We start from the raw sequence: 26,734 nt of genomic DNA, 5'->3' as shown, positions 1-26,734 counted from the left end.
CTTTAGAGTAAATTCACTACATCAAACTTAGGAGAGATACATGAGTGTATTAGTAGGTAAGCAAGCACCAGATTTTACGGTTCCTGCCGTTTTAGGTAATGGCGAAATTGTTGACTCTTTCAGCTTTTCTGACGCGACAAAGGGTAAGTATGCGGTTTTGGTGTTTTATCCATTAGACTTCACTTTCGTTTGCCCTAGCGAATTAATCGCACTGGATCATAGAATGGATGAGTTCACTAGCCGTGGTGTTGAAGTGATTGCTGTTTCAATTGATTCACATTTCACACATAACGCATGGCGTAACACTCCGATCAATGATGGTGGTATTGGCCAGGTGCGTTATACAATGGCAGCTGATATGGCACATTCAATCGTTAAAGATTACGATGTGGAATGTGAAGCACCTGCCGTCGCTTATCGCGGCAGTTTTTTAATTGATACGGCAGGTCTGGTTCGTCATCAAGTGGTTAACGATTTACCTTTAGGTCGTAATATTGATGAAATGTTACGTATGATTGATGCTTTACAATTCCATGAAGAGCACGGCGAAGTTTGCCCTGCAGGCTGGAAAAAAGGTGATGCGGGTATGGATGCATCTCCAGCGGGTGTTGCTTCATACTTAAGCGAAAATTCTGACAAACTATAAGTCGGTCTATAGCAGGTAATAAAGCGGGCTATGCATATAGCCCGCTTTTTTTATGCCTATAAGATAGGCATAATAAGTTTTCAGCTGTCCTGCATTAAACCTAGAAAAATCAGTTGCTCACGTTTTCTAGCACAAGCTCTTGATTCCACCGGACTTGCAAAAAATGTCCGCTTAACCTATGGGTGAAGCTAAAATTTTTTGAAAGTATTATATTAATTCCATATCTTGCACTATAAATTCGCGCTCAACTGATTTTTCTAGGTTAAAAGCTATTCGTTTTAGATAGCATTTTTAATAACTGCAGGCGCGTAAAATAAACCCCGACACAGGCGATGAGGATAGAAATGAGTGTTTCACCTATCACTGTCATAGATAGGGCAAAGCCTAAAACAAATCCAATAAATCCTATTAAAGCCCATTTAAAACCATTTTCTCCATTGCGTTTGCCGGTTTGGTAAAAAATGATCACGGTAGCGATGGCAGCTAGCTTAATTAAAATTAACATTATCTATTCCTGTTTTGTTGGTCATAATATTTGCTGATTACCTGCAAGCTCCAGCCTCGCTATAAACCTAGAAAAATATCTAGATATTCATAGCATGCAAGCGTAGCCGGCATGAAATATACGCAATGTGGGACACGGCATCCGTGAGCACCCCTTATTCCGTATGCTCCATAACGGTCTACAAAGAATTTCTTGATTACCCACAACTCTCAGCTAGACTCCGTCATTTCAGTTACCATTTTAAAACGGGACAAAGCAATGTAGGCTGGGTTAGCTTATCTAGCGAAGCGCAGATAACGTAACCCAGCCTACGGTGTCCCGTCTTAAGTGCGTAGCCGTCATTCCTGGATGCTTTTAGCAGGGATCTCGTAGGTTAAGCATAGATTCCCGATAAAAGACTTCGGGAATGACGAGTTTTTTAATATACTGTTTTTAATATTTTATTCTCTTATGGCTGAGAGTTGTACGTAATCAGGAAGAATTTTAAAAACTGGTTGAATTTATACGTAAACAATTAACATTTTATTATGTATTACCTAATAAAGTGGGCCTGAATTGAAATCTCTAAGACTAATATCAGCTTGCTACACTTTATATTAAACAAGTAGTTTATAATGACATTCCGAACTTGCATAGCACTGTTTATCAAAAGTAACTAGTCTCGGTGCCAGCATAAACTAACCCGTAGGCTATATACAAATATTATACTTCGCGCGGTCACGGATGCGGTTGTATAGTGGGCTGATTTTTGTCGAAAACAAAGCCTGCCCCGTACTTGATACGGGGATGCTGAAACTGGTGCATAGCATAGCTAGCTACGTAACGGTCTCAGCAACGTAGCTATGGGCATAAACTCAGCCACTAGAAACCCGCATCCGTGACCGTGCGAAGTATATTAAGCCTTATCGTCATTTCAGGAGAAGAGATCAATGGGAAAGTTAATTAAAATTGTTTTAATACTTGTATCCTCAGTATTTGTTTTTATTATTGCCGCAGCAATAATCATTCCTCTTGTTGTGGATTTAAATGATTATAAAGCGGAAATGGAAGAAGCCGTACTGGACAAAACCGGACGCAGCTTAAAAATTGAAGGTGATTTGGACTTATCGGTTTTCCCCTGGCTAGGTGTTTCTACAGGGAAAATATCATTAAGTAATGCCCCTGGGTTTACTGAAAATCCTTTTGCCGTAATTGGTGAAGCAGATATTAAAGTTAAGTTAATGCCCTTGTTATCCAAGCAAGTGGAAGTTAGTACCATCGTTTTAAAAGGCCTTGAATTACATCTAGAAAAGAATAAGCAGGGCGTTAGTAACTGGGATGACCTAGCCGCAACAAATGAGCCAGATGAACCGCTACCCACTGAAAAATCAGCTCAGATTAATCAAGCGACCGAAAAACAAATTAGCGAACAGCAAGAAACAACCGAAACCGCACCTTTAGATCTAGCGGCTATAAAAATTAGCGGATTAGTTATAGAAGATTCAAGCGTCAGTTGGGACGATCAGCAATCAGCTCAGCATCTAAAGATTAAAGATTTTAACTTTACTTCTGGCGCAGTGGTCTTTAATAAGCCCATAGCCATCAAAGTAGCTTTTTTGCTGGAAAATACAGATCCGGCAGTGACAGCGCAGCTAACGTTATCTACCAGCCTGGTCATTGATGAAGCATTACAAAAAATTCAATTAGATAATCTTAAGCTGGATTCGGAAACCCGAGGAGAATCAGTTCCAGGCGGTATATTTGCAGCACAGATTTTATCTACCATTGCAGTCGATCTACAAGCACAGACTTTGGCTTTAACTAATCTGCAGTTGAATACTGACACCGTTAACTTAACAGGAAATATTAGCACTACACAGCTAAAGACTGATCCGCATTACACTGGCAAGATACAACTTGCACCTTTTAGCCCGAAAGCTCTAATGCAACAACTCGCCATAAACGTACCAGAAACGGCTGATAAAAACGTGTTACAAAAGCTTGTCATGAGCTTTGATGTACAGGGTACAAAAGACTCCGTAGCGCTAGAAGATTTAAATATTACTTTAGATGACACGAATATTACGGGTCATATACACATTAAACAATTTGCTCAGCCCGCCATCACTTTCCAGCTTGCGATAGATGATATTGATGTGGATCGTTATAGTTCAACCAAAAAGCAATCGCAACCGGAAAAATCGCCTGTAGCAACAGCAAAGGCTGTTGTAAACGAAGCCACTTTATTGCCTATGGATACCCTGCGAACGCTTAATATAAATGGCGATTTAAAAATTTCAAAGCTAAAAGTGGCGAAGTTAACAATGGCAGGTGTTAATTTAAATCTTCAGGCAAAGGATGGTGTTTTAAAAACCAGGCAGTCCATTAATCAACTATATAAAGGAAACTATAAGGGACAAATCAGCATTAATGCCCAAGGTAAGTCGCCTAGAATTTCATTAAATGAAAAAATTTCCAACGTTCAGATAGGGCCGCTATTGACTGACTTACAACCTGAAAGCAAAGCTAAACTCAAAGGCCAGGCGAATATTTCCGCGCGTTTAAACACCATAGGTAATACCCTGCCTGCCATTAAATCTGGTTTGGGCGGTACGCTAAATTTTTCATTGGTTGATGGTGCGGTTAGAGGTTTTAATCTGCAGAAAATAATAGATGTAGGCAGGCTTGCGATTAAGGGCAAGGAAATGCAACAAAATTATACGGATGAGCAAACGTTATTTAGCGTTATAAAGGGCTCGGCTACGATCAACAAAGGCTTAATTACTAACCCTGATTTTCTCGCAGAATCTTCAACAGTTGAAGTAAAAGGCGGTGGAACGGCAAACTTAGTTACTGAAGCACTGGATTACAACGTCGTGACTAAAGCCAAAAAAGGTGGCAAGGATATTACCGACCGCCCAGTTGCGATTAAAGTTCAGGGCACTTTTTCTGAACCAAACTATACCATTGATTTAAGCTCGATAGAATCAATGATGACCGATGAAGAAAAGCAAAAAGTGAATAAATTTATTGATAAGCGTGAAAAAGATATCGACAAAGCCCTGGGTGAAGGTACTGGTAAGGCCGTTAATAAATTATTAAAAAGTTTTTTCTAAAGTCAGAAGCTGCATTTGTAGAACACAGAGTCATATAATAAATGAGGCCAATTACATTTCAACAAAACTTACTCAACTGGTTTGACCAGTTCGGACGTAAAGATTTACCCTGGCAGCACCCTGTAACTGCTTATAGAGTCTGGATCTCTGAAATTATGTTACAGCAGACTCAAGTTGTCACTGTGATTCCTTATTATAACAATTTTATTCAGCAGTACCCTGATGTTAAGGCTTTAGCAAATGCACCGTTAGATGAAGTGCTTAGTCTATGGGCAGGTTTAGGTTATTATGCACGAGCTAGAAACCTGCATAAAACAGCTGTTATCATCAACAAGCTAAATCGCTTTCCAGATTCTTTAGAAGAATTAATTGCTTTGCCTGGCATAGGAGTATCAACAGCAGGTGCAATATTAAGTATCGCTTTTAACAACAGCCAGCCCATTCTTGATGGCAATGTGCGTCGGGTATTAGCCCGCTTTCACGTTATTCAAGGCTGGACTGGTAGCACAAAAGTTAATAAACAATTATGGAAAATAAGTAAGCAATATACCCCTGAAATACGCGTTGCAGATTATACTCAAGCGATCATGGATTTAGGCGCAACACTTTGTACGCGCGCTAAACCTAGGTGTAATGAATGCCCTTTGCAATCGGAGTGCATGGCTCTAGCGCAACAAAGAGTAGATGAATTACCCACTCCGAAGCCAAGAAAGAAAATACCGGTAAAACAACGTGTATTTATTATTGCAATCAATGCTGATCAGCAAATTTTACTAGAAAAAAGGGCGCCGACGGGTATTTGGGGAGGCTTATGGAGCGTGCCTGAAATTGAAAACCAGACAGAACTTGATGCATGGCTGCTAAAGCAAGCTATTGTGGTTACAAAGCAACAATCTTTACCAACAAGGCGACACACTTTTTCGCATTACCATCTGGATTATCAACCAATCGTATTGAATGTAGAAAACCTTATTAATAATGTGCTAGAAGCTGAAACAACACTCTGGTATAAACATCGGCACTGCAAAAATATAGCGCTACCTGCGCCTGTAAAACAATTATTTGACGAATTAAGCAAGGACTAAAATGACCAGATATGTAAACTGTGTGAAACTAGGTACATCGGAAGAAGGTTTGACTTCATTACCCTTTCCGGGGCCAAAAGGACAATACATCTATGATAATATTTCCCAGAAATCCTGGAAGGAATGGGTTGGTATGCAAACCATGCTTATTAATGAAAACCGCCTTGCCAGCTTTGAAGCTAAAGCGAAAAAAATGATTGAAGAAGAAAGAGAAAAATTTTTATTCGGTTCAGGTTTTGAGATGCCTGAAGGTTATGTGCCACCTAAAAGCTAGCTAACATTACTGCCGATAGCTACGTTGCTGAAACTGATACGTAGCTATCGACAAAAATCAGCTCACTATATAACCGCATCCGTGACCGCGCGAAGTATATCAAATAGGTTACTGTTATCTATTTGTGTTATTTATTGTATAACTACTCAGTGAAATTGATAGCCGAATGAAATTATAAAGCAAATTCAGGCAACTCTCCCTCAAACACAAGAGTCATTGCCAAAGTTGCACTGACACCTTGTTTACGGCACGTTGCTAACCTCTGACGCGACAAAATATTTTTGCACCATCGGTACTCCGAAAGCAGCCCGATATTTTCTGTTGAACTTTGGTCATCCGAATCGAATTTTCAGCAGCATTATTGGTAAATGGCACGCAGGTCTGTGTCATGAAGCGTAATACATCCTCTTCAAAATCAATAAGCCTTTCCAGTAAATTTCTCGCCTTACTGCGTTTTGTTCGTCCCCGTTTCACTTCTTTTGGCTTGTCGGGTGGCGGGCATTTTATTTCTGCTTTACCCAGTAACTCTCTATAGTGTACTTTCCATTGCTCCGCTTCTTTCAATAGCAGTACGTCTCCTGCTTCATTAACTGCAGTCAGCATTTAAATCTGAGCTCTATGGCGATGGTTGGCGGCGTTGATTCAGAGCCTCAAAGAGAGCGGCTGATAGACGGTGTCGATATTTTAGTTGCCACGCCAGGGTGGCCGATAAAATGCTCGATATGGGGTTTATCTACGATATCGAAAAAATCATCGACCGCCTGCCAAGTCAGCGCCAGAGTTTATTGTTTTCTGCCACACTAACTGAAGAAGTGCGTTATTTAGCCGATACCGTCAATGACGATGCTGTAGAAATTTCAGTTTCCCCCAGTTCTGCAACCACACCAAAAATTAACCAGTGGTTGATCGCAGTAGACAAAGACAAGAAATCTGCATTACTGAGTCATTTAATTAAAGAGCAGCAATGGGATATGGCGCTTATTTTTATCGACAAAAAACACGCCGCAGAAAAATTTGTTAGTCAACTTGAGAAACGCGGCATTATAGCTGAGGCCATTCATGGCGGTAGAAGTCAGGCTGTTCGTGAAAGAATAATGGCCGACTTTAAGTCAGGTAAACTCAAATTTTTAGTGGCGACAGGCATTGCCTCCCGCGGAATTGATATCGAAAATCTGACGCGCGTGGTTAATTACGACTTACCCTACGAGAGTGATGATTATATTCATCGAATTGGCCGTACGGGTCGTGCGGGTGCTTCAGGCGAAGCCATCTCTTTTGTTTCAAATGATAATTTTAAAAATTTATGCGCTATTGAAAGTTGACTAGGCCATATTATTACGCGTAAAGAAATTGAAGGTTTTGATGTTAAAAAGGGAGTGCCTATTTCTGTTTTGAATTACGTGCCAAAACACCCACAGAGTGTTTGTGTGTAAAATTTGCGTATAAAAAGATTAAATGTTATTCTCAATTCTGGCTTATATTTTTAAGTTTCAGGAGGCTTTGAGTGCAAAATCATTTCCTAATCGGCTTCGTTAACCCAAATACCAGGTTTGAATTTTTATGAAAAATTTATTTTTAATAAAACAAATCCTATTATATGTCTTTGTTAGTGTATTCTACGTACAAAATGCATATGCTGTTTTTAATCCTGGGGCAGTGCGCTCACTTCCTCCAGAAAGCTACGTTCCCGGACAAATAATAGTTAAGTTTAAACCTTCAACACCGGCTGGGTTAATAAATAATATTCATGCGGCACAAAGCGCAACTAAAATTACTGAATTTCCCTTTGCCAAACTCAAACTGAACCTGGTCCGATTAAAACAAGGACAATCAGTTGAAAGCGCTGTTCAGAACTATAGTCAAAACCCTAATGTTTTATATGCAGAACCCGATTATATATACCATCGATACAGTAACTCCCAATGACCCCCAATATAACAAGTTGTGGGGGCTTCATAATTCTGGGCAAATGGTAAACGGCAGTGTTGGTAGTAATGATGCGGATATTGATGCGCCAGAAGCCTGGGATATGACAACAGGTTCCTCAGATGTAGTAGTGGGGGTGTTGGATAGCGGTGCTGCCTGGAATCACGAAGACTTAGGGAGATGGAAAGAAATAATCATCCAGAACAACCAGGAGAAATGGTCAAAAACCATTTCTCCAACGATGGCATTCGGTCAACAAACTGATAATACGTCTTCATTGCTTTTTTACCTACCTTTACTCCTGTTTCATATATTTTTTCTGTTAATTTAACAAGAGGTGCTTTGCCATTGTAGGTCATACTTTTGGCAAATTTTAAAGTTGTTTCAACTGTATCCATTATGTCGCCACTAATATGATTTTCATAGGCTCCCCATACTCGTTCAATTGGGTTATATTTACTATGATAAGGAGGGTAGTAGGCCAGTTTTATCTTTATGTTGCTTTTTTCAGCAAACTCCACAAGCCTTTTTATAAACTGAGTTCTGGAGCTACTGTTCTCCATACCATTGTCAGCGTTAATTGTCAGAATATCTACTCCATATTTTTCTTGAATTTCTGGCCAAATTTCTTCCAATCGGTCAACGATGAAATCACTGCTGGCATAGCCTGCTGTAAAGAAAAGGAAAAAATCATCATGTTCAGGCAGATAAAAACCAAAAGGAGTTAACTTTTCCTTAACATCTAAATCATGATCCTCTGCTTTTGTTAAAACCCGATTTCGTCCTCCCCGTGAAAAATTTCCTATATTCATTCTTGCTTTGGCATCAATTGATATACGAATCTCTTTTGGGTTGATATCTGCCATTCCATTGACTGAATGAACTTGTTCAAAAATTGCATCCGTTTCCTTGATTTTCTTATGAGGCTTTGTTTTTTGTACCTTTTTTGGATGGTAACTCAGGTCATTTAATTTTGTATTGATAGTTTTTGAGCAAGGTAATGTTTTTTCATCGTAATAATCAATCTCCAGTAAACGTTTTCTAACTTCTTTAGCCGTTAGCCGGGTATATAATCGACAGGAATTAAAAGAGGGATCCGTTTGACACTCCGGTTCAGCAATTTTTTTTATGTCATCAAGTAGATGAGGAAAATGCTCTTCACTTTTATTACGCCCTCTCGCTGAAAAATTATCTTCTATGGGCTGAGTTTCAAGTTCATATTGTCCTTTTCGGATAGTGCCTCTATTCCATCCTAGTTTTTCTTCAGCAATACTTGCACCACCTGAGCCTAGTAGCTCCACCGTTTCAGCCATGAATATACGACGTACCGAGCCTTTTAAACGATGGGCTGTATTTATAATCCAACCTATAATGCTATCTGTTAATATCAACAAGCTTATCTGCCTAGTGTGAGAATAAATTCAGAATTCATTATTATAAATTATTGAGACACAAGCTTACTTCGTTTGGATGATTATTTCTTTCCATCTCCCTTAGCTGCCAATATCTGGGCAAACAACGATGAAACTGTAAACGGTATTGACTCTGACAGCAATGGTAAAGTGGATGATATTCGAGGCTGGGACTTTGTAGATAATGACAATGATCCGTATGACTTCAACAGTCATGGAACTCATGTATCAGGCACGATTGCCGCGGTTGGCAATAACTCGAAAGGAGTAGTGGGGGTTAACTGGAGAGCGCGCATTATGCCTTTACGGGTTTTAGATGCTAGTGGTTCGGGCTTTACCTCTAATATTGTCTCTGGAATCGAGTATGCGATAGCAAACGGTGCACATATTATCAATGCTAGCATAGGTGGGCCAGGTTATAGCCAAGCCATGAAAGATGTTATTGATGCAGCGGGCGATGCCGGGGTCTTGTTTGTTGCGGCAGCGGGTAATGAAAATACAAATAATGATGGAACTCACTCCTATCCTAGCGATTATAATTCAGCTAATATCGTTTCAGTGGCAGCAACAGATTCAAACGATGCTTTGGCTAGCTTTTCAAACTATGGCTCAACCTCTGTTGACATAGGCGCACCTGGAGTTAACACCTACAGCACTGTACCTAAATTTACCTCAGCCTGGAGTGATAACTTTGCCGATGGTAATGTTTCTGACTGGACTACTGGCGGAACAGGTACAACCTGGGGGTTAACGAACGCTGTTAGCCTTTTTGATCCCTTTAGTTTGACAGATAGTGTAGTTGGTAATTATCAAAATAATTCCAACAATTGGGCTAGAAGCCCTGCTTTCAATCTTAGCGGTTTATCAGGCTGTCAATTGAATTATTTTTTGGTTTCTTTGTTAGAAACGAACTTTGATTTTCTATTTGTTGAGGCTTCTACTAATGGGGTTAATTTTTCCACCATACAAAGTCTTAGTTTTTTTGATAATCAGTTTTGGTATCGTATAACCGCTCCAATGGGTAGCTTTGATGGGCAGTCCACGGTTTATGTCAGGTTCCGCTTGACAAGTGACGCCAACACTGTATTTGATGGCGTCTATATTGATCATGTCGATGTATCTTGTGTTGACTCCAATAACACGTCAACTTATGATTTTAAAAGTGGCACGTCGATGGCTGCCCCCCATGTAACGGGGCTAGCTGCATTAATCCTAGCAAAAAACAACACCTTAACTGTTGCGGAACTTAAGGCTTTAATTTTGGATCACGGTGATTCCCTTCCCACTTTATCAGGTAAAACAACGACCGGAAAACGCATAAATGCTTTTACTTCAATTAGCAACACTCCGGCAATCAAGCCTCCCACACAGCCCCCTCAGAATCAAGATACAGGAACGGGCTATGGGCATACCTGCTTCACAAATTCAGATAACAAAGTCATGTGCTGGGGAGCGTTATAATTAGACACCTGTTCCATTTACCCCTTGCCTTTGCCCTCTCGCTCAAGGCAAAGAAGAGATTAAAAAGTAGGTGTCTGATTACTCACTATGATTGGTGTATTTTAAATAGATGTCAATACTAAACCTGAAGGGCTTAAAACATGAAAATTAAGCATTTATACATTTTAATTATATTATTCTGTGTATTGTATGCTTTTACTTTTGTTTTATCCCGAGATGATAATGACTTATCAAATCAGGTAATAAAGCCTAAAACAGCTTTGGTTGCAAATAAACCACTTAAGCAAGCAGACAGCAATGAGAATAAGCCATTTATAAAAGCTAAGTTAAAGGATAATAAACCGGCTATAGTTCGTGACCTAGATATTGATAATGACCCTCTGCCACTGGTAGAAAGTGAAGAAGATAAGCAACAAGAAGTCATTGATGTAGGTGAATTTATAGATATTGATGCAGAGCCAATATCCCAGGATGACGCAGAAGAAATAGATATAGGGGAGTTTGTAGATGTTGATGCAGAACCGATATCCGAGGATGGCGCTGAAGAAATAGATATAGGGGAGTTTATTGATGTTGACGCAGAGCCAATATCCCAGGATAACGCAGAAGAAATAGATATAGGGGAATTTATAGATGTTGATGCAGAGCCAATATCTCAGGATGATGCAGTGATAGAGATAGGTGACTTTATTGATGTTGACGCAGAACCAATATCTCAGGATGACGCAGAAGAAATAGATATAGGGGAGTTTGTAGATGTTGAACTGTCAGGATAGATGATTTTTGAAACAAGCCCATGTCTTTTAACTCTATTCTAAGGTATGGAAAGAGTTAAGTAATATATGGTTTTTATTTGATATTTTTACTTTTAGTGTAGGAGAACAAAAATGAAGAAATTAATTTTAGTAGTGACTGGTCTTTTTATGATGGGGCTTTCTTTAAATACTCTTGCTGCCAAGGCAGGTATTGGTAATACAACAATTATGAGCATTGTAGTTGATAGTCACAACTACGGTGGGTGCATGGTTCGTGTAGACAAGGTTTTAGCTAATCATGGCATAAGTTGTTCAAAAAACTGGGTCAGTTTTAGTTGTGATGGTACTTTTAATTCTCAAGCTTTAGCTTTCAGAAAACTGGACCAGGCACAAATGTCCATAGCATTAAATAAAAAAGTTTATTTAATCGTTGATGACAGTAAAAAACATAATGGTTATTGTTTTGCTCAACGCATTGACATAAACAAATAATTATTGACGGCTTCTAGTACAGAAAACCCTGAAACCAAGACTTTGAGAGTATTCAAAATTCTGTATCTGGGGTTATTCAATTTACATATAGTCTTCTATCGCTGTCAGCCCTGGTTCATCCCGTAAGTTAAGGCACCATGTAAGTGCAAAGTCCCACTTACATGGTGCCTGAATCCGAAACTTCATTTTTAATACTCGTGCTTCCCGTTTAAATTATAGTGGTTTTTTCATCATAACTCTTGTTCTTATAATGAGCTATCAAAGTTCAGTACCTCCTTTATGATACTATCTAGTTGCCCAGCATCTTTTAAGAACTTTGCAATATTATGAGATTCACTATCAATTTCGTGCAAAAAGACTTTTTCAAAATTAGTAAGATTAGCAGCATGTGCCATATCTTTATGATTATACTTCCCCACATAAATATTATGGGTTGTATTGGCTTCACCAATTACCCTTTTTAAATCCAAAAATTTAGATTCTTGGATTTCTGTCCACCTAGAATCAATACTTCTGAACACCATAAACTCTTTTTTATTCAAGAACGTTTGAGGTGCAAATGAAACGCTCTTCTGGGCACCCAATAAACAACCAAATAATATAGCAGCAAAACCACCAGCACTCGTACCAATTGTCACAAGTCTTTCCGTGGAATCAGGAATGATTTTTTTCAGAAAATGAGTAGTTTCCGTTATATTTTCTGTTAATCCTAATAAACCACACTGGTACCACGCTTGCTTAAAGTCTTTAACAAAAATTATATTAACATTTTTGTTACCAGATAAACTTTTAAAAAACTCTGCCTTAGGCATAGCTAGTGTTGTTAGCATTCCTGAAAATGCTAGTATAGTTACTCTACCTCCACGATCTTCAATTTCAACAGGACTAAGGCTGTCAGGGATCTGGGTTATGTCATTTCCATTTTGAAAAATAATTGCCTCTTGTAGGGAAAAGAACTTATTTCTTAATAATTCAATTTGATTTTGTTGTCTTTTTATTGTTTTTTCTAAGTCACTTAATTTATTCATCAATTCAGACCGTTTTACTTAAAAATACTTTAGCGCATTGAACAAGCACCTAAATTATGCATGTTTGAGCTACTCAGCTGAACAATAAAGCTTATAATCATCTTCATAAAATTTACTTAAGGATGATCTAGCTGAATGAGTTACATATTGGGAATAATCGTTGATTTTTTCTATAGAATATTCATTGGGCAGCAATTCTGCTAGCTCTCCGGTGTATTGATCTGGCGAATATTTAACTCCCACTGAACGATTTGCTTTATTTTTAGAAACCTCCTCAGCAAAAAGGTGATTTTGTAACAAATAATCTTCCATACTTGACTGTTTAATTATGATGTCTACCCCATGGCTTGGTAAAAATTTGGACTGTGGTTTCCAATGTTCATTTTGTGAAAAAGGTGACTCTTGTAAAACAAACATCATAAATTCAGAAAAGCTAATTGACCGCTTCCTAGGATCTGCTTTTATTTGATAAAGAGAATATATGTTCAAAATTATATCTACTATAAATGGTTCAAAGTTTTTTCCAATAAGTATAGGCTTCGCAAATTTATCAACATAACAGCTTACAAACCGTTCAATTGGCTCTCTCACTACAACTAAAGATTTGAATTGCTTTTCTTGATTTGAAAGGTACTGTTTCATTGTGAGACCATACTTAGCTTGTATGGTCTCATGAAACTGGTGCATCTTTATTGTCTTTGTAAAACCCTTATCACATAAATATGAAAAATTTCTTTTTAAATAAGTACAGGCATTCTTTGGAATCCAATAATAATCCAATTCAATTTCATCAAACCTACATATATAGTTGATTCCATTCACAGTTGACCCGAATTTATTCAAGTAACCCTGCTTATAATATTCAAGAAGTATATTTTTTAAACCATCTTTAAAAAACATACCTATCAAATCTGAGTATTTTTTTCCACTTATAAGTGAGTAGTAACTAAGAAAATAATCAATTCTTGGAACTGCTACTCCTAGACTCATGTTTAAGTCTGCTAAATTAGATTTATGCCCAGAGGTTTTATAAAAACTGCGTAACAACGTTATTGCAACTTCTTTCATAACTAAATTATATTTAATTTATTTAAAAAGGGGGGGGGGGGGGGCTTGTTTGACCTATTATCAGCACAACTTATGCACTAATAGCTTAGGATTTAGATACTTGTTAATTACCCCAAAATGAAGGGGGGGGGGGGGAGTAAACTATTCAAGCTAGTACGTGAAAAATTAGTTTTATTATAAATCTAATTTTCTCAAGCCCTCCTCATATATTTTTAGTACATCTTTAGGTTTTCCAGTAGCATAACGAATAAGGTTAGATTGTGATCGCGAAGCGAGCCACAATCTGAACCGTTTGTTGGACAAGCCCGGCACGATAGTAGGAATTCATTTAATGCGCTCTATGAAAATAGCTTTTTGTTGATCAGCCCGACTGATGAATCGAACCTCTGTTTTTACCTGTTTAACTGAACTTTGAGCGTTGTCCATTGCAGTCAACTCTCAAAGTCCAAGTATCGGAGCAAAATTCTGCCTTAATCTCCGATTTTAGCCCAAGCAACTCCCTCAGCATTTAATCCGCTGATAGCCTGGGTCGAAGTGTTTAAATTTACATAAGCGCTAGTGATTCCAATTGTTAAGTTGGCAAAGGCTGAAACATTATTTCCACCCTGGGTATTTGCCGACGCCCAACAACCATCGCCCCGCCACAACATTTGCAACTGAATGCCGGCCGTACTTTGAGTGCACGCAATATCTTCGTCGGGTCAAACTTTAGCAGGGAGTGAATCAACTTAATAACACCCTTGCTATTCGGATGTAAAAAGCCATAATTGCGCGCACGACGAAAGCCTTTAGGCAAAACATGTTGCAGCACCAGCCACAGAAATTTAGCCCCCGATACCGTTTTGGTTTGATAGCGTTTGGTTTTGCTGTCTTGATAACGGTAGGTTACTTTGCCATTTTGGCAGGATAAGATATCCTGTTCACGAATCACACCACGATACAGGTATCGACCCAGATATATCAATGCTTTATCGCCTGCACCGACAAACTTACAATCGACCACCCATTTTTCCGGAATAGCTGTGGGAAATGGCAACTTTTCTTCGTTCATACGCGCTAGCATCTTTGCACGAAATACTTTTGCTAGTGCTTTATGATGAAACAGGTATTTGCCTTCCTTAGTGCGCCAGAGCTTCTTGATTTTATCCACGATTGCCGCAGGCATAATGACATGAATATGCGGATGATAATTTAATTCGCGTGAGTGTGTATGTAAGACAGCAATCGCCCCGGCATCGCCTTGCAACTGCTTATCATTTTTACTAAAACTCTGTAAAGTCGCCCAGGCACAGTCAAACATCATACTGTAAAGTAACCGCGGATGCTGCCTGGCTAACGACCTTAACTGCGCAGGTAAGGTAAAGGTATTCATAAAATAATCAGCAGGGACTTGTTTTTGTACCTGTCGTTCAATCCATTGTTGACTCTCATGATGTTGACAATGCGGGCAGTTACGCTGGCCACAGGAATGAGGCACAAAGGTTTGATAGTCACAGTCTGCACAGTTAACCTGCATCACAGGACTCAGCTGTGTCCGACAGCTCTTCATGGCATGTAATGCACTGATCTGATTGGAGCGTAAACGAGATTGATACTCGCTTAAAAAGTCAGACTGAAATTGATCAATCACTGCAGCTAGGGTTATCATGAAATCTGCCCCCAGTGAATAGAAAAGTCATTGACTAACTGATTAATGTGCAGCTCTGCATTCTCATCGGTAATATCGGTCAAATGCGTATAGCGAGCCGTGGTTACTAAACTGGTATGGCCCAGAATCTTCTGCAACTCAACTAAATCAACCCCGGCTTCTAACAGGTGAGTGGCGTAACTGTGGCGCAGCGAGTGGCAGGAAATCTTTTTTTTAGTCCCATTTCTTGCGTCACAAGACGGATTGTCTTCTGGATGCCACCGCGATCAAGGGGGGATTCAGCAAGATGTGCACCTTTTAGACCCCGGGCACGGTTGGGAAATACCAGCACTGGATTTTTATGCACAGCCCAAAACTTACGCAACACCTTCAAGGTATTCACAGGCAAAGGCACAAGCCGATCCTTATTGCCTTTGGCATTGCGAATATGTACCCGCATGCGTGTCGCATCAATATCACCTACTTTCAGGCTTAAGCCCTCGCCCAAACGTAAACCTAGACTGTAAATCGTAAAATAAAAAACTCGATAGCTTAGATTACGGGTCGACATAAACAGTTGTTGTGCTTCAACCACAGTGACAATATCGGGTATACGCGTACATCGTGGTGGTTTAATCATTAGCACATCAACCCACGGCTTTTGTAGCACATGTGTATAGAAAAACTTGAGACCATAGAGATCTAGTTTCACGGCACTCCAGGAAAGGCGGCTTAAAAGAGCATGAAAATAATCCACCAGTTGATCTTGCGTTAAGTTATCCAGATGCCCCTGAAAGTGTTCCCCGATACGGCGAATAGCGCGTGAATAAGCGTCAATGGTTTTGGGTTGCAGTCCCTTAAGCTTTAAATGCTTACAGTGCTGGATATAATAATGGTTGAATTTAAGCTCTATCGATGGTGTCATAACAGTGTAACCTCATTATTGTTAGTTGGATGAGCTTACAAGTTACCTGTTATGCATATAACAGGCAATGAGGTTACACTTTAAATTTAAGGGATGCGCTGTTTTTCTCCGCGATAGCGGCTTCGTCCAACTAATCCCATTATCTATTAACACGGCCCTATCACACAATCGCGCAACCTGATGGTGGGAATGTGACACTAATACGACGGTTTGCTCTGACTGAATCATCGACATCATGGTGCGTTCCGCTTTTTGTTTAAAGTGCTGATCCCCTACGCTTAAAACTTCATCTAAAAGTATGACATCAGGGCTATTAATAATAGAAATTGAGAACCCAAGACGAGCACTCATTCCGCTAGAGTAGGTTCTTACAGGTTCGAAAAAAAAGTCTCCTAATTCAGAATATTCCTGGATTTCGTCTAAACATGCTACCGCGTCACGGCGAGAGTAGCCTAGTAGCATTCCCCCAAAAATCGCGTTATCTCTACCGCTAAGATTTTGATCAAATCCTGCTTGAAGCGCTAACAGAGAAACATTAACCCCTCGATTGATGATTTTTCCTTTGTCTGGACGAAGGACGCCAGTAATTACGCGTAGCAGGGTTGATTTACCTGAGCCATTACGACCAAGAACCCCTAGCGTTTCGCCAGGATAAATATCCAGACTAACTGACTTTAAAGCATCAAAATATTTTTTAGGCCTGAATAATCCGCTATGAAGCTTATAGCGGATAGCAACATTTTGTAATGAAATGATAGGTTCCATATTTATTCCATCACTATACGTGGGTATATATACTGAAGCCGACTATAAATTTTGACTATAATCAGGCAGGCGATCAGGCTGCCTAATCCCCAATAGCCAAGCATTATATAATCAGGTAACACCCCATCAATTAATATATCCCGGTAGCTTTTGAGCAGGAAAGCAACAGGATTGAGCAAAAAAACATCTTGAAACTCAATAGGGAGTGTTCTGTAATCATAGAAAATACCAGAGCCAAACATAAGTAGCATTAAGCCTGTTTGTACCAGGTAATTTAGGTCGCGAGCAAATGGAATAACGGCTGCTACTGCACAAGTAGCAGCTATTATTAATAATAATTGAACTAGCATAACGGGAAAAAACCACCACCAGAGGACGTTTGGATAGTATCCTTGCCACCAGAGAAATCCAAATAATAATAAAAACATGAGAACTTGCTGGATGCTTATCTTCAATAGATTGATAAGCGGAAATACGATGGCAGGTAATCCAGTTTGTAGCATAAGGTTTTGCCCTGCCAGAATACTGCCACTGCTGCCGCTTACCGATTTTGATATCCACAACCAGGGTATCTGACCCGCAAAAAGGAACACGAGAAAATTTTCTCCCCCGCGCTGCAGTAATAAGCCAAAGACTATGTAAAAGACAAGTATATGTAACATGGGTTCAAGCACTAACCAGGCATTGCTAAGGTGGTTACGTTGATTTTCAGAGCGCAGATTAAAAATAGCTTTGGCCCATATAAGTCCAAACAGGTTTCTTGATCGGCGTTTTTTTGTAACTGCAATTTTAGGGCTTTTATCGCTAATTATACTGTCGCCATATTCCAGGCTAAGCGTTAGTTCACGTGCCAGACGATTATTGCCTGATTTTCTTGCTGCTTCGGCTGCACGTTGATAGCCGATTGGATGCTTTGGGAAATGTGTGCGCAGTAGCTCCCAGCGTTCAAGCGCATCGTTCCAGTGCTGTGCGCGCATGGCAAGCTCAGCATACTGTATAAAAGGCGCAATCTGTTCAGGTGCGCATTTTCTGGCTTGCCCATTATATTCAATTGCTTTGTCCTGCTTGCCTCTATGTTCACTATATTCCGCCGATAGTATCCAGGTTTGTGCAAAATGAGGAAAGTTTTCTCGGCATTGTTGCAAATATGCTTCAGTTTCCTTCCAGCGCTCAAGCTTTATGGCTAGTTCGGCAGAAATTAAGAAGGAATTTACATTATCAGGAAAGTGCTGTCTAGCATACTCTAAAAGCTGCGCGGCTTGGTCTAACGCATCCGCTTCAATATGGGCTTTGGCACCTTGCAGCCAGACCATGGCATGCTCTGGATAAGCCTTACGTAACACGCTCCAGCGTTGCGCTGCTTCAGTCCATTGTTGTTGACGTGCCGCCTGTAGTGCCCATTCTGCGGCTTTGTTTATAGGCAGGAGTTTATTTGTTTCAGGTTTCAAATGGTTAGCAACACAGGTTTCTTAAACGGGACATTTTAACAACAATGAGCTAATTTACAAAACTCATTCCATTTGATTCAGAACTTTCACTCGTTTGCGCAGAGCCTCAGACCACCTGAACTCTAGGATAATAACTTGATGCCAATGATTGATATGTAGGTTGGCGCTGAGTATACGAAGCCCAACAATCACTGTGTAATATCATGTTGGGCTTCGTATACTCAGCGCCAACCTACACACCTTAGTATCATCTAATTATCTTGTGAAAACGGTAAGCTTTTGATTTCTTTATGTCGAGATCAGGAGCTCTGAGCCTGGGGTAACTTCTCAATAATTCGGGGCAAACAGAGTAGCACGTTCAGCGATTATATTCTGAAGAGGAGGAATGATTTGCTCACCCATACCATGGCGATCTATTAAATATTGCCAAAATGACACCCCCAATTTTCGGCATGTTTTCTTAAGACTGATAAAAGTATCGCGACATTTTCCAGCCAAAAGGATATGCGGCCGAGCAAGGTCGATAATTCCAGCGGGTGAAAGTCCCGCTCTGGCAAGGTAGGTCAACCACCAGGTAGTAAGCATCGGGCAGGCGGAGGTAACTCTAAATGTTAAGCACGATCAATTATATCCATAAACTTGTTTACATTTTGATTTGTTAGTTTTCTTAAAGAAGCTCAATAGATTTATAAAAATCCTATTATACTCATTTGTATCAATTGATTTTGTTCTGGTATATCGGCCAGATGAATTTGGTAAGACTATATCTTATGACTAGAAACCAAAAGGGCCTCGGAACAAATTTCTTTCTTAATTCCTATGCCTTTTAAGATAGATCAGCGTATTAGCAATTCGGGACTTAGCCTTATTCACTGTGCTCAGTTCTTATAACCAATTGCTCCACCCATCGAGTGACCGAACGGGTTGTTGGACGAAGCCGCTATCGCGGAGAAAAACAGCGCATCCCTTAAATTTAAAGTGTAACCTCATTGCCTGTTATATGCATAACAGGTAACTTGTAAGCTCATCCAACTAACAATAATGAGGTTACACTGTTATGACACCATCGATAGAGCTTAAATTCAACCATTATTATATCCAGCACTGTAAGCATTTAAAGCTTAAGGGACTGCAACCCAAAACCATTGACGCTTATTCACGCGCTATTCGCCGTATCGGGGAACACTTTCAGGGGCATCTGGATAACTTAACGCAAGATCAACTGGTGGATTATTTTCATGCTCTTTTAAGCCGCCTTTCCTGGAGTGCCGTGAAACTAGATCTCTATGGTCTCAAGTTTTTCTATACACATGTGCTACAAAAGCCGTGGGTTGATGTGCTAATGATTAAACCACCACGATGTACGCGTATACCCGATATTGTCACTGTGGTTGAAGCACAACAACTGTTTATGTCGACCCGTAATCTAAGCTATCGAGTTTTTTATTTTACGATTTACAGTCTAGGTTTACGTTTGGGCGAGGGCTTAAGCCTGAAAGTAGGTGATATTGATGCGACACGCATGCGGGTACATATTCGCAATGCCAAAGGCAATAAGGATCGGCTTGTGCCTTTGCCTGTGAATACCTTGAAGGTGTTGCGTAAGTTTTGGGCTGTGCATAAAAATCCAGTGCTGGTATTTCCCAACCGTGCCCGGGGTCTAAAAGGTGCACATCTTGCTGAATCCCCCCTTGATCGCGGTGGCATCCAGAAGACAATCCGTCTTGTGACGCAAGAAATGGGACTAAAAAAAAGATTTCCTGCCACTCGCTGCGCCACAGTTACGCCACTCACCTGTTAGAAGCCGGGGTTGATTTAGTTGAGTTGCAGAAGATTCTGGGCCATACCAGTTTAGTAACCACGGCTCGCTATACGCATTTGACCGATATTACCGATGAGAATGCAGAGCTGCACATTAATCAGTTAGTCAATGACTTTTCTATTCACTGGGGGCAGATTTCATGATAACCCTAGCTGCAGTGATTGATCAATTTCAGTCTGACTTTTTAAGCGAGTATCAATCTCGTTTACGCTCCAATCAGATCAGTGCATTACATGCCATGAAGAGCTGTCGGACACAGCTGAGTCCTGTGATGCAGGTTAACTGTGCAGACTGTGACTATCAAACCTTTGTGCCTCATTCCTGTGGCCAGCGTAACTGCCCGCATTGTCAACATCATGAGAGTCAACAATGGATTGAACGACAGGTACAAAAACAAGTCCCTGCTGATTATTTTATGAATACCTTTACCTTACCTGCGCAGTTAAGGTCGTTAGCCAGGCAGCATCCGCGGTTACTTTACAGTATGATGTTTGACTGTGCCTGGGCGACTTTACAGAGTTTTAGTAAAAATGATAAGCAGTTGCAAGGCGATGCCGGGGCGATTGCTGTCTTACATACACACTCACGCGAATTAAATTATCATCCGCATATTCATGTCATTATGCCTGCGGCAATCGTGGATAAAATCAAGAAGCTCTGGCGCACTAAGGAAGGCAAATACCTGTTTCATCATAAAGCACTAGCAAAAGTATTTCGTGCAAAGATGCTAGCGCGTATGAACGAAGAAAAGTTGCCATTTCCCACAGCTATTCCGGAAAAATGGGTGGTCGATTGTAAGTTTGTCGGTGCAGGCGATAAAGCATTGATATATCTGGGTCGATACCTGTATCGTGGTGTGATTCGTGAACAGGATATCTTATCCTGCCAAAATGGCAAAGTAACCTACCGTTATCAAGACAGCAAAACCAAACGCTATCAAACCAAAACGGTATCGGGGGCTAAATTTCTGTGGCTGGTGCTGCAACATGTTTTGCCTAAAGGCTTTCGTCGTGCGCGCAATTATGGCTTTTTACATCCGAATAGCAAGGGTGTTATTAAGTTGATTCACTCCCTGCTAAAGTTTGACCCGACGAAGATATTGCGTGCACTCAAAGTACGGCCGGCATTCAGTTGCAAATGTTGTGGCGGGGCGATGGTTGTTGGGCGTCGGCAAATACCCAGGGTGGAAATAATGTTTCAGCCTTTGCCAACTTAACAATTGGAATCACTAGCGCTTATGTAAATTTAAACACTTCGACCCAGGCTATCAGCGGATTAAATGCTGAGGGAGTTGCTTGGGCTAAAATCGGAGATTAAGGCAGAATTTTGCTCCGATACTTGGACTTTGAGAGTTGACTGCAATGGACAACGCTCAAAGTTCAGTTAAACAGGTAAAAACAGAGGTTCGATTCATCAGTCGGGCTGATCAACAAAAAGCTATTTTCATAGAGCGCATTAAATGAATTCCTACTATCGTGCCGGGCTTGTCCAACAAACGGTTCAGATTGTGGCTCGCTTCGCGATCACAATCTAACCTTATTCGTTAGCCATAAAAAACGATTTATCGTTTATGCTTTAAGCGAAATAAGGCTGAAATATCTTCCTCGCCAAAACCTTTATTGATGAGCTGCTCATAGTCGCTAATAGTTTTCTTGACTAAAGCTAGGTCTGCGGAATTCTGTTCTGCCATGGATTGACAGATGTTTAGATCTTTATGGTGTAAAGCCAGTTTAAACCCTGGCTGGTAATGGTGCTGTGTCATGCTCAAACCACGGTGCTCTAAGAACCAGTTACCGGCAGCACCGCCGGAGACAACTTCAATTACTTTTTCTAAAGGTAAGCCTTCTGCCTGTGCAAAAGCCAGTGCTTCGGTAACCGCCTGATTTATACCTGCTGCCATAATTTGATTGACGGCTTTCGTTCCTTGCCCCGTGCCAGTTTTACCCATATGGATTATGCGCGAACACATGCAGTTTAATACTGGCATGGCTCTTTCTAGCACTGCAGCATCGCCGCCAACCATCATGGCTAGAGTGCCATTCTTAGCTCCTTCTACACCCCCCGAAACAGGGGCATCCAAAAAACAGGCTTGCTTACCGGCTAATAAATCTGCAGCTATATTGGCTGTTTCGCTGCTTACTGTAGAGGTATCAACGATGATGCTTCCGGGTTTTATACTTTTAAGTATTGCATTAATGACTTCCAATAGGTCCTTATCGGCAGAAACACAGATGACAATAATATCCACACCGGCTGCAAGTTGCTGAATAGATGTCGATGGCTTAATGCCCAGTTCTACGGCCAGTTTCTCGGCTTTATCTGGGGTTCGGTTCCATAGCGTTGTTAAGTAATCTGAACAGGCCATATTGCGTGCCATACCTGAGCCCATTGCGCCTAGGCCGATGATTCCTGCTTGCATGTTAGTTTAAACTCCTGTTTATGCTATTAGCTTATATTCAAACACAATTGTAGGGCGCGGCTTTAGCCCGCTTTTTGATGATTTTTTCGATGGTTTGGCGGGCTAAAGCCACGCCCTACATGAGTATAATTTTAGGCTCTACCACTGCTGTCCGCTGTTTTGTTGCTGTTTTTGTTTACCATACTGGTATTTGAACTTGCGTTTTAATAGCCCGGACGGATCATCTGGAATACGCTTTAGCCATTGCTCATTTGCTTGCTGCTGCTCAGTATCCTGGGCGTCTTGCTCTTTGGCTTGTGCAGCTTCAGCTTCAGCTTCCTGCTGTTGTTTTTCTTGCTCTTTAGCCTCAGCATTTTGCGGTTGCTCATTTTCCTTTTCTTGCTCTTGATCAGCTTCATTAGTAGCATCTTGTTGCGGCTTCTGGTCGGAGTCTTGCCCATCCTGTGATTCTTGCTGCTCCGATTGTTGTTCTGACTGTTCGCTTTGTTGATCTTGCTGTTCCTGTTGATCGCCTGATTGATCTTCTTGTTGTTCTTTTTGATCCTTATTTTGTTGCTCCAGTGCTTTTTCTACCAGCTCTTTATTGTACTGAGCATCTTGATTATCCGGGTTGAGCTTTAAAGCTTGGTCATACGCACCAATGGATTTTTCTAGTTGCCCTGATTTTGCCAGCACATTACCCTGATTATAAAATCCAGTATCTGTTGTTGCGGGAAGCATTTGTTCATCTTCGCGGAGTTTTTTATCCGCTTTATATCTTGCAGCGGCTTGCCAGGCTGGGTCGGTAAATTGCTCTGCCGCTTGCTGGTAGTCGCCATTTAGGTACTCTTGCTGTGCTTGCTGTTGGCTGGTTTGCCATAAGTCCTGCCACTCGAAGGCATAACTGTTTTCAGGTATAGGTAGCAAAAAAACAAATAAACAAACTGCTAGAATGCTGATTTTACGTAATGTCATTAAGTTCACCATGAAGGGCATGAAGGACTTGAAGGTCTTTCATTTTTAGCTTTGTGCTATATATTCGATTAAGTTTATAAAACAAAGCTTTTCAACCCTTGTTTTAATAGCTTTACATTAAAATTAATTAGAAATCCCTGTTTAATATTAGCTAATTTCATGTATGTCAAAAGCTGAGCCTCGTGGATTCCTTTTAACTGTTCGATACTTTTTAATTCTAAAATAATTTTATCTTCAATTAAAAAATCTAATCTATAACCACAATCTAAATATATTTCTTTGTATTTTACTGATAAAGGGTGCTCAAGCTTGAATTCAAGCTGGTTAATTGTAAACTCATGAGCAAGACATTGCTGATATGAAGACTCCAGCAAACCAGGGCCTAATACTTTATGAACTTCAATGGCACAACCAATCACTCTGTTAGATAAATCACTAAATTCTCTTCCCTTCATTGTCTTCAGGTCCTTCATGGTCAAACCATTGTTTAAATTGACACTAGAAATTTCAGCTATTAGCTAAACAAGCCACGTCTAAATGAAAAAGCGGATAGCAATAATATCGGCAGTAATAACCAGACCCCGGCTTCCACCCAGTTTTCCAGCAGTAAATCATGATTTACTGCTTCAGCGTGTTTTGCTGATTGATCAAAGTAATGGCTTAGGCGGTCTATATCGGCATCCGTATCAGTGATTTTCTGATAAATGCCGCCACTCTCCTGAGCCGCTTTGCGCAAGGCGTGGCTGTTTAATTTAGCCAGCACGATATTTCCACTCGCATCTTTTAAAAAGTCGCCTTGCGCTAGTTTGATAGGCGCGCCATCGGCTGTACCCACTCCCAGAATAGACAGCTGAAATGCGCTGGGTAAATCGGCCTTGTCAATCGCTTGCTGGATCTTATCATCATCTGTAATTAGTAAAATCTGGCCTTTTTGCAAGCCGGTATTTTTAAATAATTGCACTGCGTGTTGCAGGGCCAGCGCGCTATTGCTTCCTTGTGCCGGCATAATATTGCTGTTTAAGGCAGATAACTGGCTGTTAATTGTTTCAGTATCATCCGTTAAGGGTGTTACGGTAAAGGCTGATGCAGCATAGACCACCAGGGCGGTTTGTCCATCTTTGCGTTGCTTTAATAGGTCAGCAATTTTGTAGCGCGCGCGTGCTAAACGCGAGGGTTTAATGTCACTGGCATCCATTGAACGTGATAAATCCAGAACGATCACCAGTGCCGCCGCATTTCTAAAAACCGGAGTGGGTATGCGCTGCCAGGTAGGTCCGGCCATCGCGATAATTGCCAAAATAGCGGCTATGCTAGTCGTATACAGAGGAACTCGACTTTGCGTGCTTTGTTTTTCCTGCAATACAAAAGGTAATAAATCGGCATCACAAACGGCCTGCCAACTTCCTTGCTGGAGTTTATTTTTAACGCTAAAAATAATAAACATCAGTAAAGGCATCAGGGCTAGTAGCCAAAAGGGTCTAATAAAATGAAATTCGCTCAGTGTCATGTCCATCGTATGCGTATCAAACTAAGTAGTGCGACTAATATTAAAGCTGCGCCCAGAGGCCAGAAAAATAATTCATTGCGTGGGCGAAAGAATTGCTTATCTTTTTCGACAGGTTCTAATTCATCCAGTAGCTGGTAGATTTTTTTCAGTTCATCTGTATTTCTGGCACGGAAATACCGCCCGCCGGTTTTCTCGGCAATGATTGTTAAGGTTTTTTCGTCCAGATCTCGTGAAGGATTAACTCGCTGGTTGCCAAAAAAACTGCGCACTATCATTTCATCTGCGCCTATGCCGATAGTATAGATTTTCAGTTGATGCTGCGCGGCAATTTCAGCCGCTTTAATCGGCGATACTTCACCCGCCGTATTTGCACCGTCGGTGAGCAGGATTAATACCCGGCTGTTGGCTTGTTGATTTTGTAAACGTTTGACTGCCAGCCCTATGGCATCGCCAATAGCCGTACTCTCTCCCGCCAAACCTAAAGCGGATTCATTTAATAGGATTTGTACCGTTTTTCGATCAAAGCTGAGAGGCGTCTGTAAATAGGCGTTGGTACCAAATAAAATCAAGCCTAAACGATCGCCTACACGTCTTTCAATAAATTCATTCGCCACAGTTTTTGTAGCGGTTAAACGGTCTACTGCCTGGTTATTCACAATAAAATCGTGCTCTTTCATACTGCCTGATAAATCCACCGCCAGCATTAAATCACGTCCACTTACTCCCTGTTCTATCGGTTCACCTAGCCACTGTGGGCGCGTACTGGCTAAAACTAATAGACACCAGGCCGCGACAGCCAGCCATAATGCCCAGGGTTTATTAGACTGGCTTGCTTGCTGGCTTTGCGCGACACTAAAGTCTTCCAGAAAAGGGACTTTAAGTGCTGCTTGCTCGCTAGTTTTAGCGGCAGGAAAAAAGCGTCTGATGAGCCAGGGCAAAGGAAGAATTAGCCATAACCACGGCCATGCAAAATGTATCATGTTTTAGGCTCTTTCTGGGCGTTCAACCAGGTTTCGCATAAATTAATTAAAGGCGCGAGATATTGTGTGTCCGCGTTTTGACTGTATAGGGCATCAGTGAGTAACCAGCCGGTATCACTATTGAAACCGCGATTTTGGATACTGTTATCCAGAAAATTTAGCCAGTTTTCTCCGCTCAGGCTGGCAACAGCCGTGCGCGGGTAAAGGCTGATCGCTGTGCGGCGCATTAAACTGGATAAAGCCACTAATTTTTCCTGCTTGCTGAGGGATTGATTTTCTCTAAGTAATTTTAAGTGATTTTTGGCTGATTTTAGAGCCGTCTTGCGCGTGATATGTTTGTAGACTCTATAACATAGATAGATAACCAGCGGAATTAGCACAGCGAGTATCCACCAGCCTATAGCAGGCGGCCACCAGCTAATCGCCTGAGGCAAATGTATATCGCGTAAAGGAAGTTCAGTTGTTTGCATTTTGCGAATGAAGTTAAAAAATTTCTGGTAATTTTGAAGTGCTAATTTTATAACATCCGAAACTAGCTTG

General features: G+C 40.8%; 24 protein-coding genes and 3 pseudogenes. 11 read left to right on the top strand and 16 right to left on the bottom strand.

Translation table 11 applies throughout. The features are described 5' to 3' along the window. Positions 1–40 precede the first annotated feature (40 nt). Positions 41–646, top strand: coding sequence for a peroxiredoxin (locus ACQY3F_RS20810; RefSeq protein ID WP_428357003.1), 606 nt, complete (start codon positions 41–43; stop codon positions 644–646). Between the two features lie 262 nt (positions 647–908). On the opposite strand, the gene ACQY3F_RS20805 is transcribed toward ACQY3F_RS20810, so the two are convergent. Next, positions 909–1,151, bottom strand: a complete 243-nt coding sequence (locus ACQY3F_RS20805; protein ID WP_428357002.1) for a hypothetical protein — start codon at positions 1,149–1,151, stop codon at positions 909–911. Between the two features lie 929 nt (positions 1,152–2,080). On the opposite strand from ACQY3F_RS20805, the gene ACQY3F_RS20800 reads away from it, so the two are divergent. From ACQY3F_RS20800 to ACQY3F_RS20790, 3 genes are read left to right on the top strand one after another with little or no spacing between them, the layout of a single operon-like run. Continuing rightward, positions 2,081–4,246, top strand: a complete 2,166-nt coding sequence (locus ACQY3F_RS20800; protein ID WP_428357001.1) for an AsmA family protein — start codon at positions 2,081–2,083, stop codon at positions 4,244–4,246. Positions 4,247–4,287: 41 nt separating this feature from the next. Next, entirely contained in the window at positions 4,288–5,331 is a 1,044-nt protein-coding gene (gene mutY / locus ACQY3F_RS20795) for an A/G-specific adenine glycosylase (RefSeq protein WP_428357000.1), read from the top strand. Between the two features lies 1 nt (position 5,332). Next, entirely contained in the window at positions 5,333–5,605 is a 273-nt protein-coding gene (locus ACQY3F_RS20790) for an oxidative damage protection protein (RefSeq protein WP_428356998.1), read from the top strand. 172 nt (positions 5,606–5,777) lie between these two features. Here the strand turns inward: ACQY3F_RS20790 and ACQY3F_RS20785 are convergent. Beyond that, positions 5,778–6,208 (bottom strand): annotated as a pseudogene (locus ACQY3F_RS20785) (IS66 family transposase); the annotation flags it as partial. Between the two features lie 98 nt (positions 6,209–6,306). Between ACQY3F_RS20785 and ACQY3F_RS20780 the strand changes: the two are divergent. Both ACQY3F_RS20780 and ACQY3F_RS20775 read left to right on the top strand, forming a co-directional pair. Further along, positions 6,307–6,927: a DEAD/DEAH box helicase gene (locus ACQY3F_RS20780; RefSeq protein ID WP_428356997.1), complete on the top strand. Its 621-nt coding sequence runs from the start codon at positions 6,307–6,309 to the stop codon at positions 6,925–6,927. Positions 6,928–7,165: 238 nt separating this feature from the next. Further along, entirely contained in the window at positions 7,166–7,531 is a 366-nt protein-coding gene (locus ACQY3F_RS20775; RefSeq protein ID WP_428356995.1) for a S8 family serine peptidase, read from the top strand. Between the two features lie 194 nt (positions 7,532–7,725). Here ACQY3F_RS20775 and ACQY3F_RS20770 read toward each other — a convergent pair whose 3' ends face one another. Next, a complete protein-coding gene (locus ACQY3F_RS20770; protein ID WP_428353685.1) occupies positions 7,726–8,922 on the bottom strand; it encodes an ISAzo13 family transposase in 1,197 nt (398 codons plus the stop codon). A 75-nt stretch (positions 8,923–8,997) separates the two neighbouring features. On the opposite strand from ACQY3F_RS20770, the gene ACQY3F_RS20765 reads away from it, so the two are divergent. The 3 genes from ACQY3F_RS20765 (at position 8,998) to ACQY3F_RS20755 (ending at position 11,651) form a co-directional block, all read left to right on the top strand. Next, entirely contained in the window at positions 8,998–10,404 is a 1,407-nt protein-coding gene (locus ACQY3F_RS20765) for a S8 family serine peptidase (protein ID WP_428356993.1), read from the top strand. Positions 10,405–10,544: 140 nt separating this feature from the next. Further along, positions 10,545–11,180, top strand: coding sequence for a hypothetical protein (locus ACQY3F_RS20760; RefSeq protein ID WP_428356991.1), 636 nt, complete (start codon positions 10,545–10,547; stop codon positions 11,178–11,180). 111 nt (positions 11,181–11,291) lie between these two features. Next, positions 11,292–11,651, top strand: coding sequence for a hypothetical protein (locus ACQY3F_RS20755; protein WP_428356989.1), 360 nt, complete (start codon positions 11,292–11,294; stop codon positions 11,649–11,651). 245 nt (positions 11,652–11,896) lie between these two features. On the opposite strand, the gene ACQY3F_RS20750 is transcribed toward ACQY3F_RS20755, so the two are convergent. The 7 genes and pseudogenes from ACQY3F_RS20750 to ACQY3F_RS20720 form a co-directional block, all read right to left on the bottom strand. Then, positions 11,897–12,679, bottom strand: coding sequence for a hypothetical protein (locus ACQY3F_RS20750; RefSeq protein WP_428356987.1), 783 nt, complete (start codon positions 12,677–12,679; stop codon positions 11,897–11,899). Positions 12,680–12,748: 69 nt separating this feature from the next. Further along, a complete protein-coding gene (locus ACQY3F_RS20745) occupies positions 12,749–13,747 on the bottom strand; it encodes a sulfotransferase family 2 domain-containing protein (protein ID WP_428356986.1) in 999 nt (332 codons plus the stop codon). 571 nt (positions 13,748–14,318) lie between these two features. Next, positions 14,319–15,395 (bottom strand): IS91 family transposase, encoded by a 1,077-nt coding sequence (locus ACQY3F_RS20740; RefSeq protein WP_428352924.1) that lies wholly within the window; start codon positions 15,393–15,395, stop codon positions 14,319–14,321. Further along, positions 15,392–16,299: pseudogene (locus tag ACQY3F_RS20735) on the bottom strand (tyrosine-type recombinase/integrase). Before ACQY3F_RS20735 ends, ACQY3F_RS20740 begins: the two are co-directional and overlap by 4 nt. A gap of 42 nt (positions 16,300–16,341) precedes the next feature. Further along, positions 16,342–17,064 (bottom strand): ABC transporter ATP-binding protein, encoded by a 723-nt coding sequence (locus ACQY3F_RS20730; RefSeq protein ID WP_428356985.1) that lies wholly within the window; start codon positions 17,062–17,064, stop codon positions 16,342–16,344. 2 nt (positions 17,065–17,066) lie between these two features. Further along, complete coding sequence (locus ACQY3F_RS20725; protein ID WP_428356983.1) at positions 17,067–18,512, bottom strand: ABC transporter permease; 1,446 nt, start codon at positions 18,510–18,512, stop codon at positions 17,067–17,069. A gap of 327 nt (positions 18,513–18,839) precedes the next feature. Next, on the bottom strand, positions 18,840–19,097 hold the full coding sequence (locus ACQY3F_RS20720; protein ID WP_428356981.1) for a hypothetical protein: 258 nt from the start codon (positions 19,095–19,097) through the stop codon (positions 18,840–18,842). A 472-nt stretch (positions 19,098–19,569) separates the two neighbouring features. On the opposite strand from ACQY3F_RS20720, the pseudogene ACQY3F_RS20715 reads away from it, so the two are divergent. Then, positions 19,570–20,477, top strand: a pseudogene (locus tag ACQY3F_RS20715) (tyrosine-type recombinase/integrase). Continuing rightward, entirely contained in the window at positions 20,474–21,550 is a 1,077-nt protein-coding gene (locus tag ACQY3F_RS20710) for an IS91 family transposase (RefSeq protein WP_428352924.1), read from the top strand. Before ACQY3F_RS20715 ends, ACQY3F_RS20710 begins: the two are co-directional and overlap by 4 nt. 345 nt (positions 21,551–21,895) lie before the next feature. Here ACQY3F_RS20710 and ACQY3F_RS20705 read toward each other — a convergent pair whose 3' ends face one another. From ACQY3F_RS20705 to ACQY3F_RS20680, 6 genes are all read right to left on the bottom strand, one after another. Beyond that, a complete protein-coding gene (locus ACQY3F_RS20705; RefSeq protein ID WP_428356980.1) occupies positions 21,896–22,753 on the bottom strand; it encodes an NAD(P)-dependent oxidoreductase in 858 nt (285 codons plus the stop codon). 138 nt (positions 22,754–22,891) lie between these two features. Continuing rightward, a complete protein-coding gene (locus tag ACQY3F_RS20700) occupies positions 22,892–23,707 on the bottom strand; it encodes a tetratricopeptide repeat protein (protein ID WP_428356979.1) in 816 nt (271 codons plus the stop codon). Between the two features lie 74 nt (positions 23,708–23,781). Further along, positions 23,782–24,162, bottom strand: coding sequence for a GxxExxY protein (locus ACQY3F_RS20695; RefSeq protein WP_428356978.1), 381 nt, complete (start codon positions 24,160–24,162; stop codon positions 23,782–23,784). Positions 24,163–24,221: 59 nt separating this feature from the next. Beyond that, complete coding sequence (locus ACQY3F_RS20690; RefSeq protein ID WP_428356976.1) at positions 24,222–25,163, bottom strand: VWA domain-containing protein; 942 nt, start codon at positions 25,161–25,163, stop codon at positions 24,222–24,224. A gap of 47 nt (positions 25,164–25,210) precedes the next feature. Continuing rightward, positions 25,211–26,194: a vWA domain-containing protein gene (locus ACQY3F_RS20685; protein WP_428356974.1), complete on the bottom strand. Its 984-nt coding sequence runs from the start codon at positions 26,192–26,194 to the stop codon at positions 25,211–25,213. Beyond that, positions 26,191–26,664 carry a DUF4381 domain-containing protein gene (locus tag ACQY3F_RS20680; RefSeq protein ID WP_428356972.1) on the bottom strand — a complete coding sequence of 158 codons (474 nt, stop codon included), beginning with the start codon at positions 26,662–26,664 and terminating at the stop codon, positions 26,191–26,193. Before ACQY3F_RS20680 ends, ACQY3F_RS20685 begins: the two co-directional genes overlap by 4 nt. Between the last annotated feature and the right edge of the window lie 70 nt (positions 26,665–26,734).

This window comes from Methyloprofundus sp., assembly GCF_965251085.1.
In the GTDB taxonomy this organism is placed as follows: Bacteria; Pseudomonadota; Gammaproteobacteria; order Methylococcales; family Methylomonadaceae; genus Methyloprofundus.
Note: the sequence above shows the minus strand (reverse complement) of the source record. Positions and strands in the feature narration are given on the sequence as shown.

What these genes read in the sequence shown, in the direction of transcription:
- ACQY3F_RS20740 (WP_428352924.1), bottom strand. Translation starts at nt 15,395, where the DNA reads ATGATAACCCTAGCTGCAGTGATTGATCAATTTCAGTCTGACTTTTTA.
- ACQY3F_RS20700 (WP_428356979.1), bottom strand. Translation starts at nt 23,707, where the DNA reads ATGACATTACGTAAAATCAGCATTCTAGCAGTTTGTTTATTTGTTTTT.
- ACQY3F_RS20750 (WP_428356987.1), bottom strand. Translation starts at nt 12,679, where the DNA reads ATGAATAAATTAAGTGACTTAGAAAAAACAATAAAAAGACAACAAAAT.
- ACQY3F_RS20720 (WP_428356981.1), bottom strand. Translation starts at nt 19,097, where the DNA reads ATGCTTACTACCTGGTGGTTGACCTACCTTGCCAGAGCGGGACTTTCA.
- ACQY3F_RS20800 (WP_428357001.1), top strand. Translation starts at nt 2,081, where the DNA reads ATGGGAAAGTTAATTAAAATTGTTTTAATACTTGTATCCTCAGTATTT.
- ACQY3F_RS20710 (WP_428352924.1), top strand. Translation starts at nt 20,474, where the DNA reads ATGATAACCCTAGCTGCAGTGATTGATCAATTTCAGTCTGACTTTTTA.
- ACQY3F_RS20680 (WP_428356972.1), bottom strand. Translation starts at nt 26,664, where the DNA reads ATGCAAACAACTGAACTTCCTTTACGCGATATACATTTGCCTCAGGCG.
- ACQY3F_RS20810 (WP_428357003.1), top strand. Translation starts at nt 41, where the DNA reads ATGAGTGTATTAGTAGGTAAGCAAGCACCAGATTTTACGGTTCCTGCC.
- ACQY3F_RS20790 (WP_428356998.1), top strand. Translation starts at nt 5,333, where the DNA reads ATGACCAGATATGTAAACTGTGTGAAACTAGGTACATCGGAAGAAGGT.
- ACQY3F_RS20690 (WP_428356976.1), bottom strand. Translation starts at nt 25,163, where the DNA reads ATGCCTTTACTGATGTTTATTATTTTTAGCGTTAAAAATAAACTCCAG.
- ACQY3F_RS20730 (WP_428356985.1), bottom strand. Translation starts at nt 17,064, where the DNA reads ATGGAACCTATCATTTCATTACAAAATGTTGCTATCCGCTATAAGCTT.
- ACQY3F_RS20745 (WP_428356986.1), bottom strand. Translation starts at nt 13,747, where the DNA reads ATGAAAGAAGTTGCAATAACGTTGTTACGCAGTTTTTATAAAACCTCT.
- ACQY3F_RS20805 (WP_428357002.1), bottom strand. Translation starts at nt 1,151, where the DNA reads ATGTTAATTTTAATTAAGCTAGCTGCCATCGCTACCGTGATCATTTTT.
- ACQY3F_RS20755 (WP_428356989.1), top strand. Translation starts at nt 11,292, where the DNA reads ATGAAGAAATTAATTTTAGTAGTGACTGGTCTTTTTATGATGGGGCTT.
- ACQY3F_RS20775 (WP_428356995.1), top strand. Translation starts at nt 7,166, where the DNA reads ATGAAAAATTTATTTTTAATAAAACAAATCCTATTATATGTCTTTGTT.
- ACQY3F_RS20760 (WP_428356991.1), top strand. Translation starts at nt 10,545, where the DNA reads ATGAAAATTAAGCATTTATACATTTTAATTATATTATTCTGTGTATTG.
- ACQY3F_RS20705 (WP_428356980.1), bottom strand. Translation starts at nt 22,753, where the DNA reads ATGCAAGCAGGAATCATCGGCCTAGGCGCAATGGGCTCAGGTATGGCA.
- ACQY3F_RS20685 (WP_428356974.1), bottom strand. Translation starts at nt 26,194, where the DNA reads ATGATACATTTTGCATGGCCGTGGTTATGGCTAATTCTTCCTTTGCCC.
- ACQY3F_RS20695 (WP_428356978.1), bottom strand. Translation starts at nt 24,162, where the DNA reads ATGAAGGGAAGAGAATTTAGTGATTTATCTAACAGAGTGATTGGTTGT.
- mutY (WP_428357000.1), top strand. Translation starts at nt 4,288, where the DNA reads ATGAGGCCAATTACATTTCAACAAAACTTACTCAACTGGTTTGACCAG.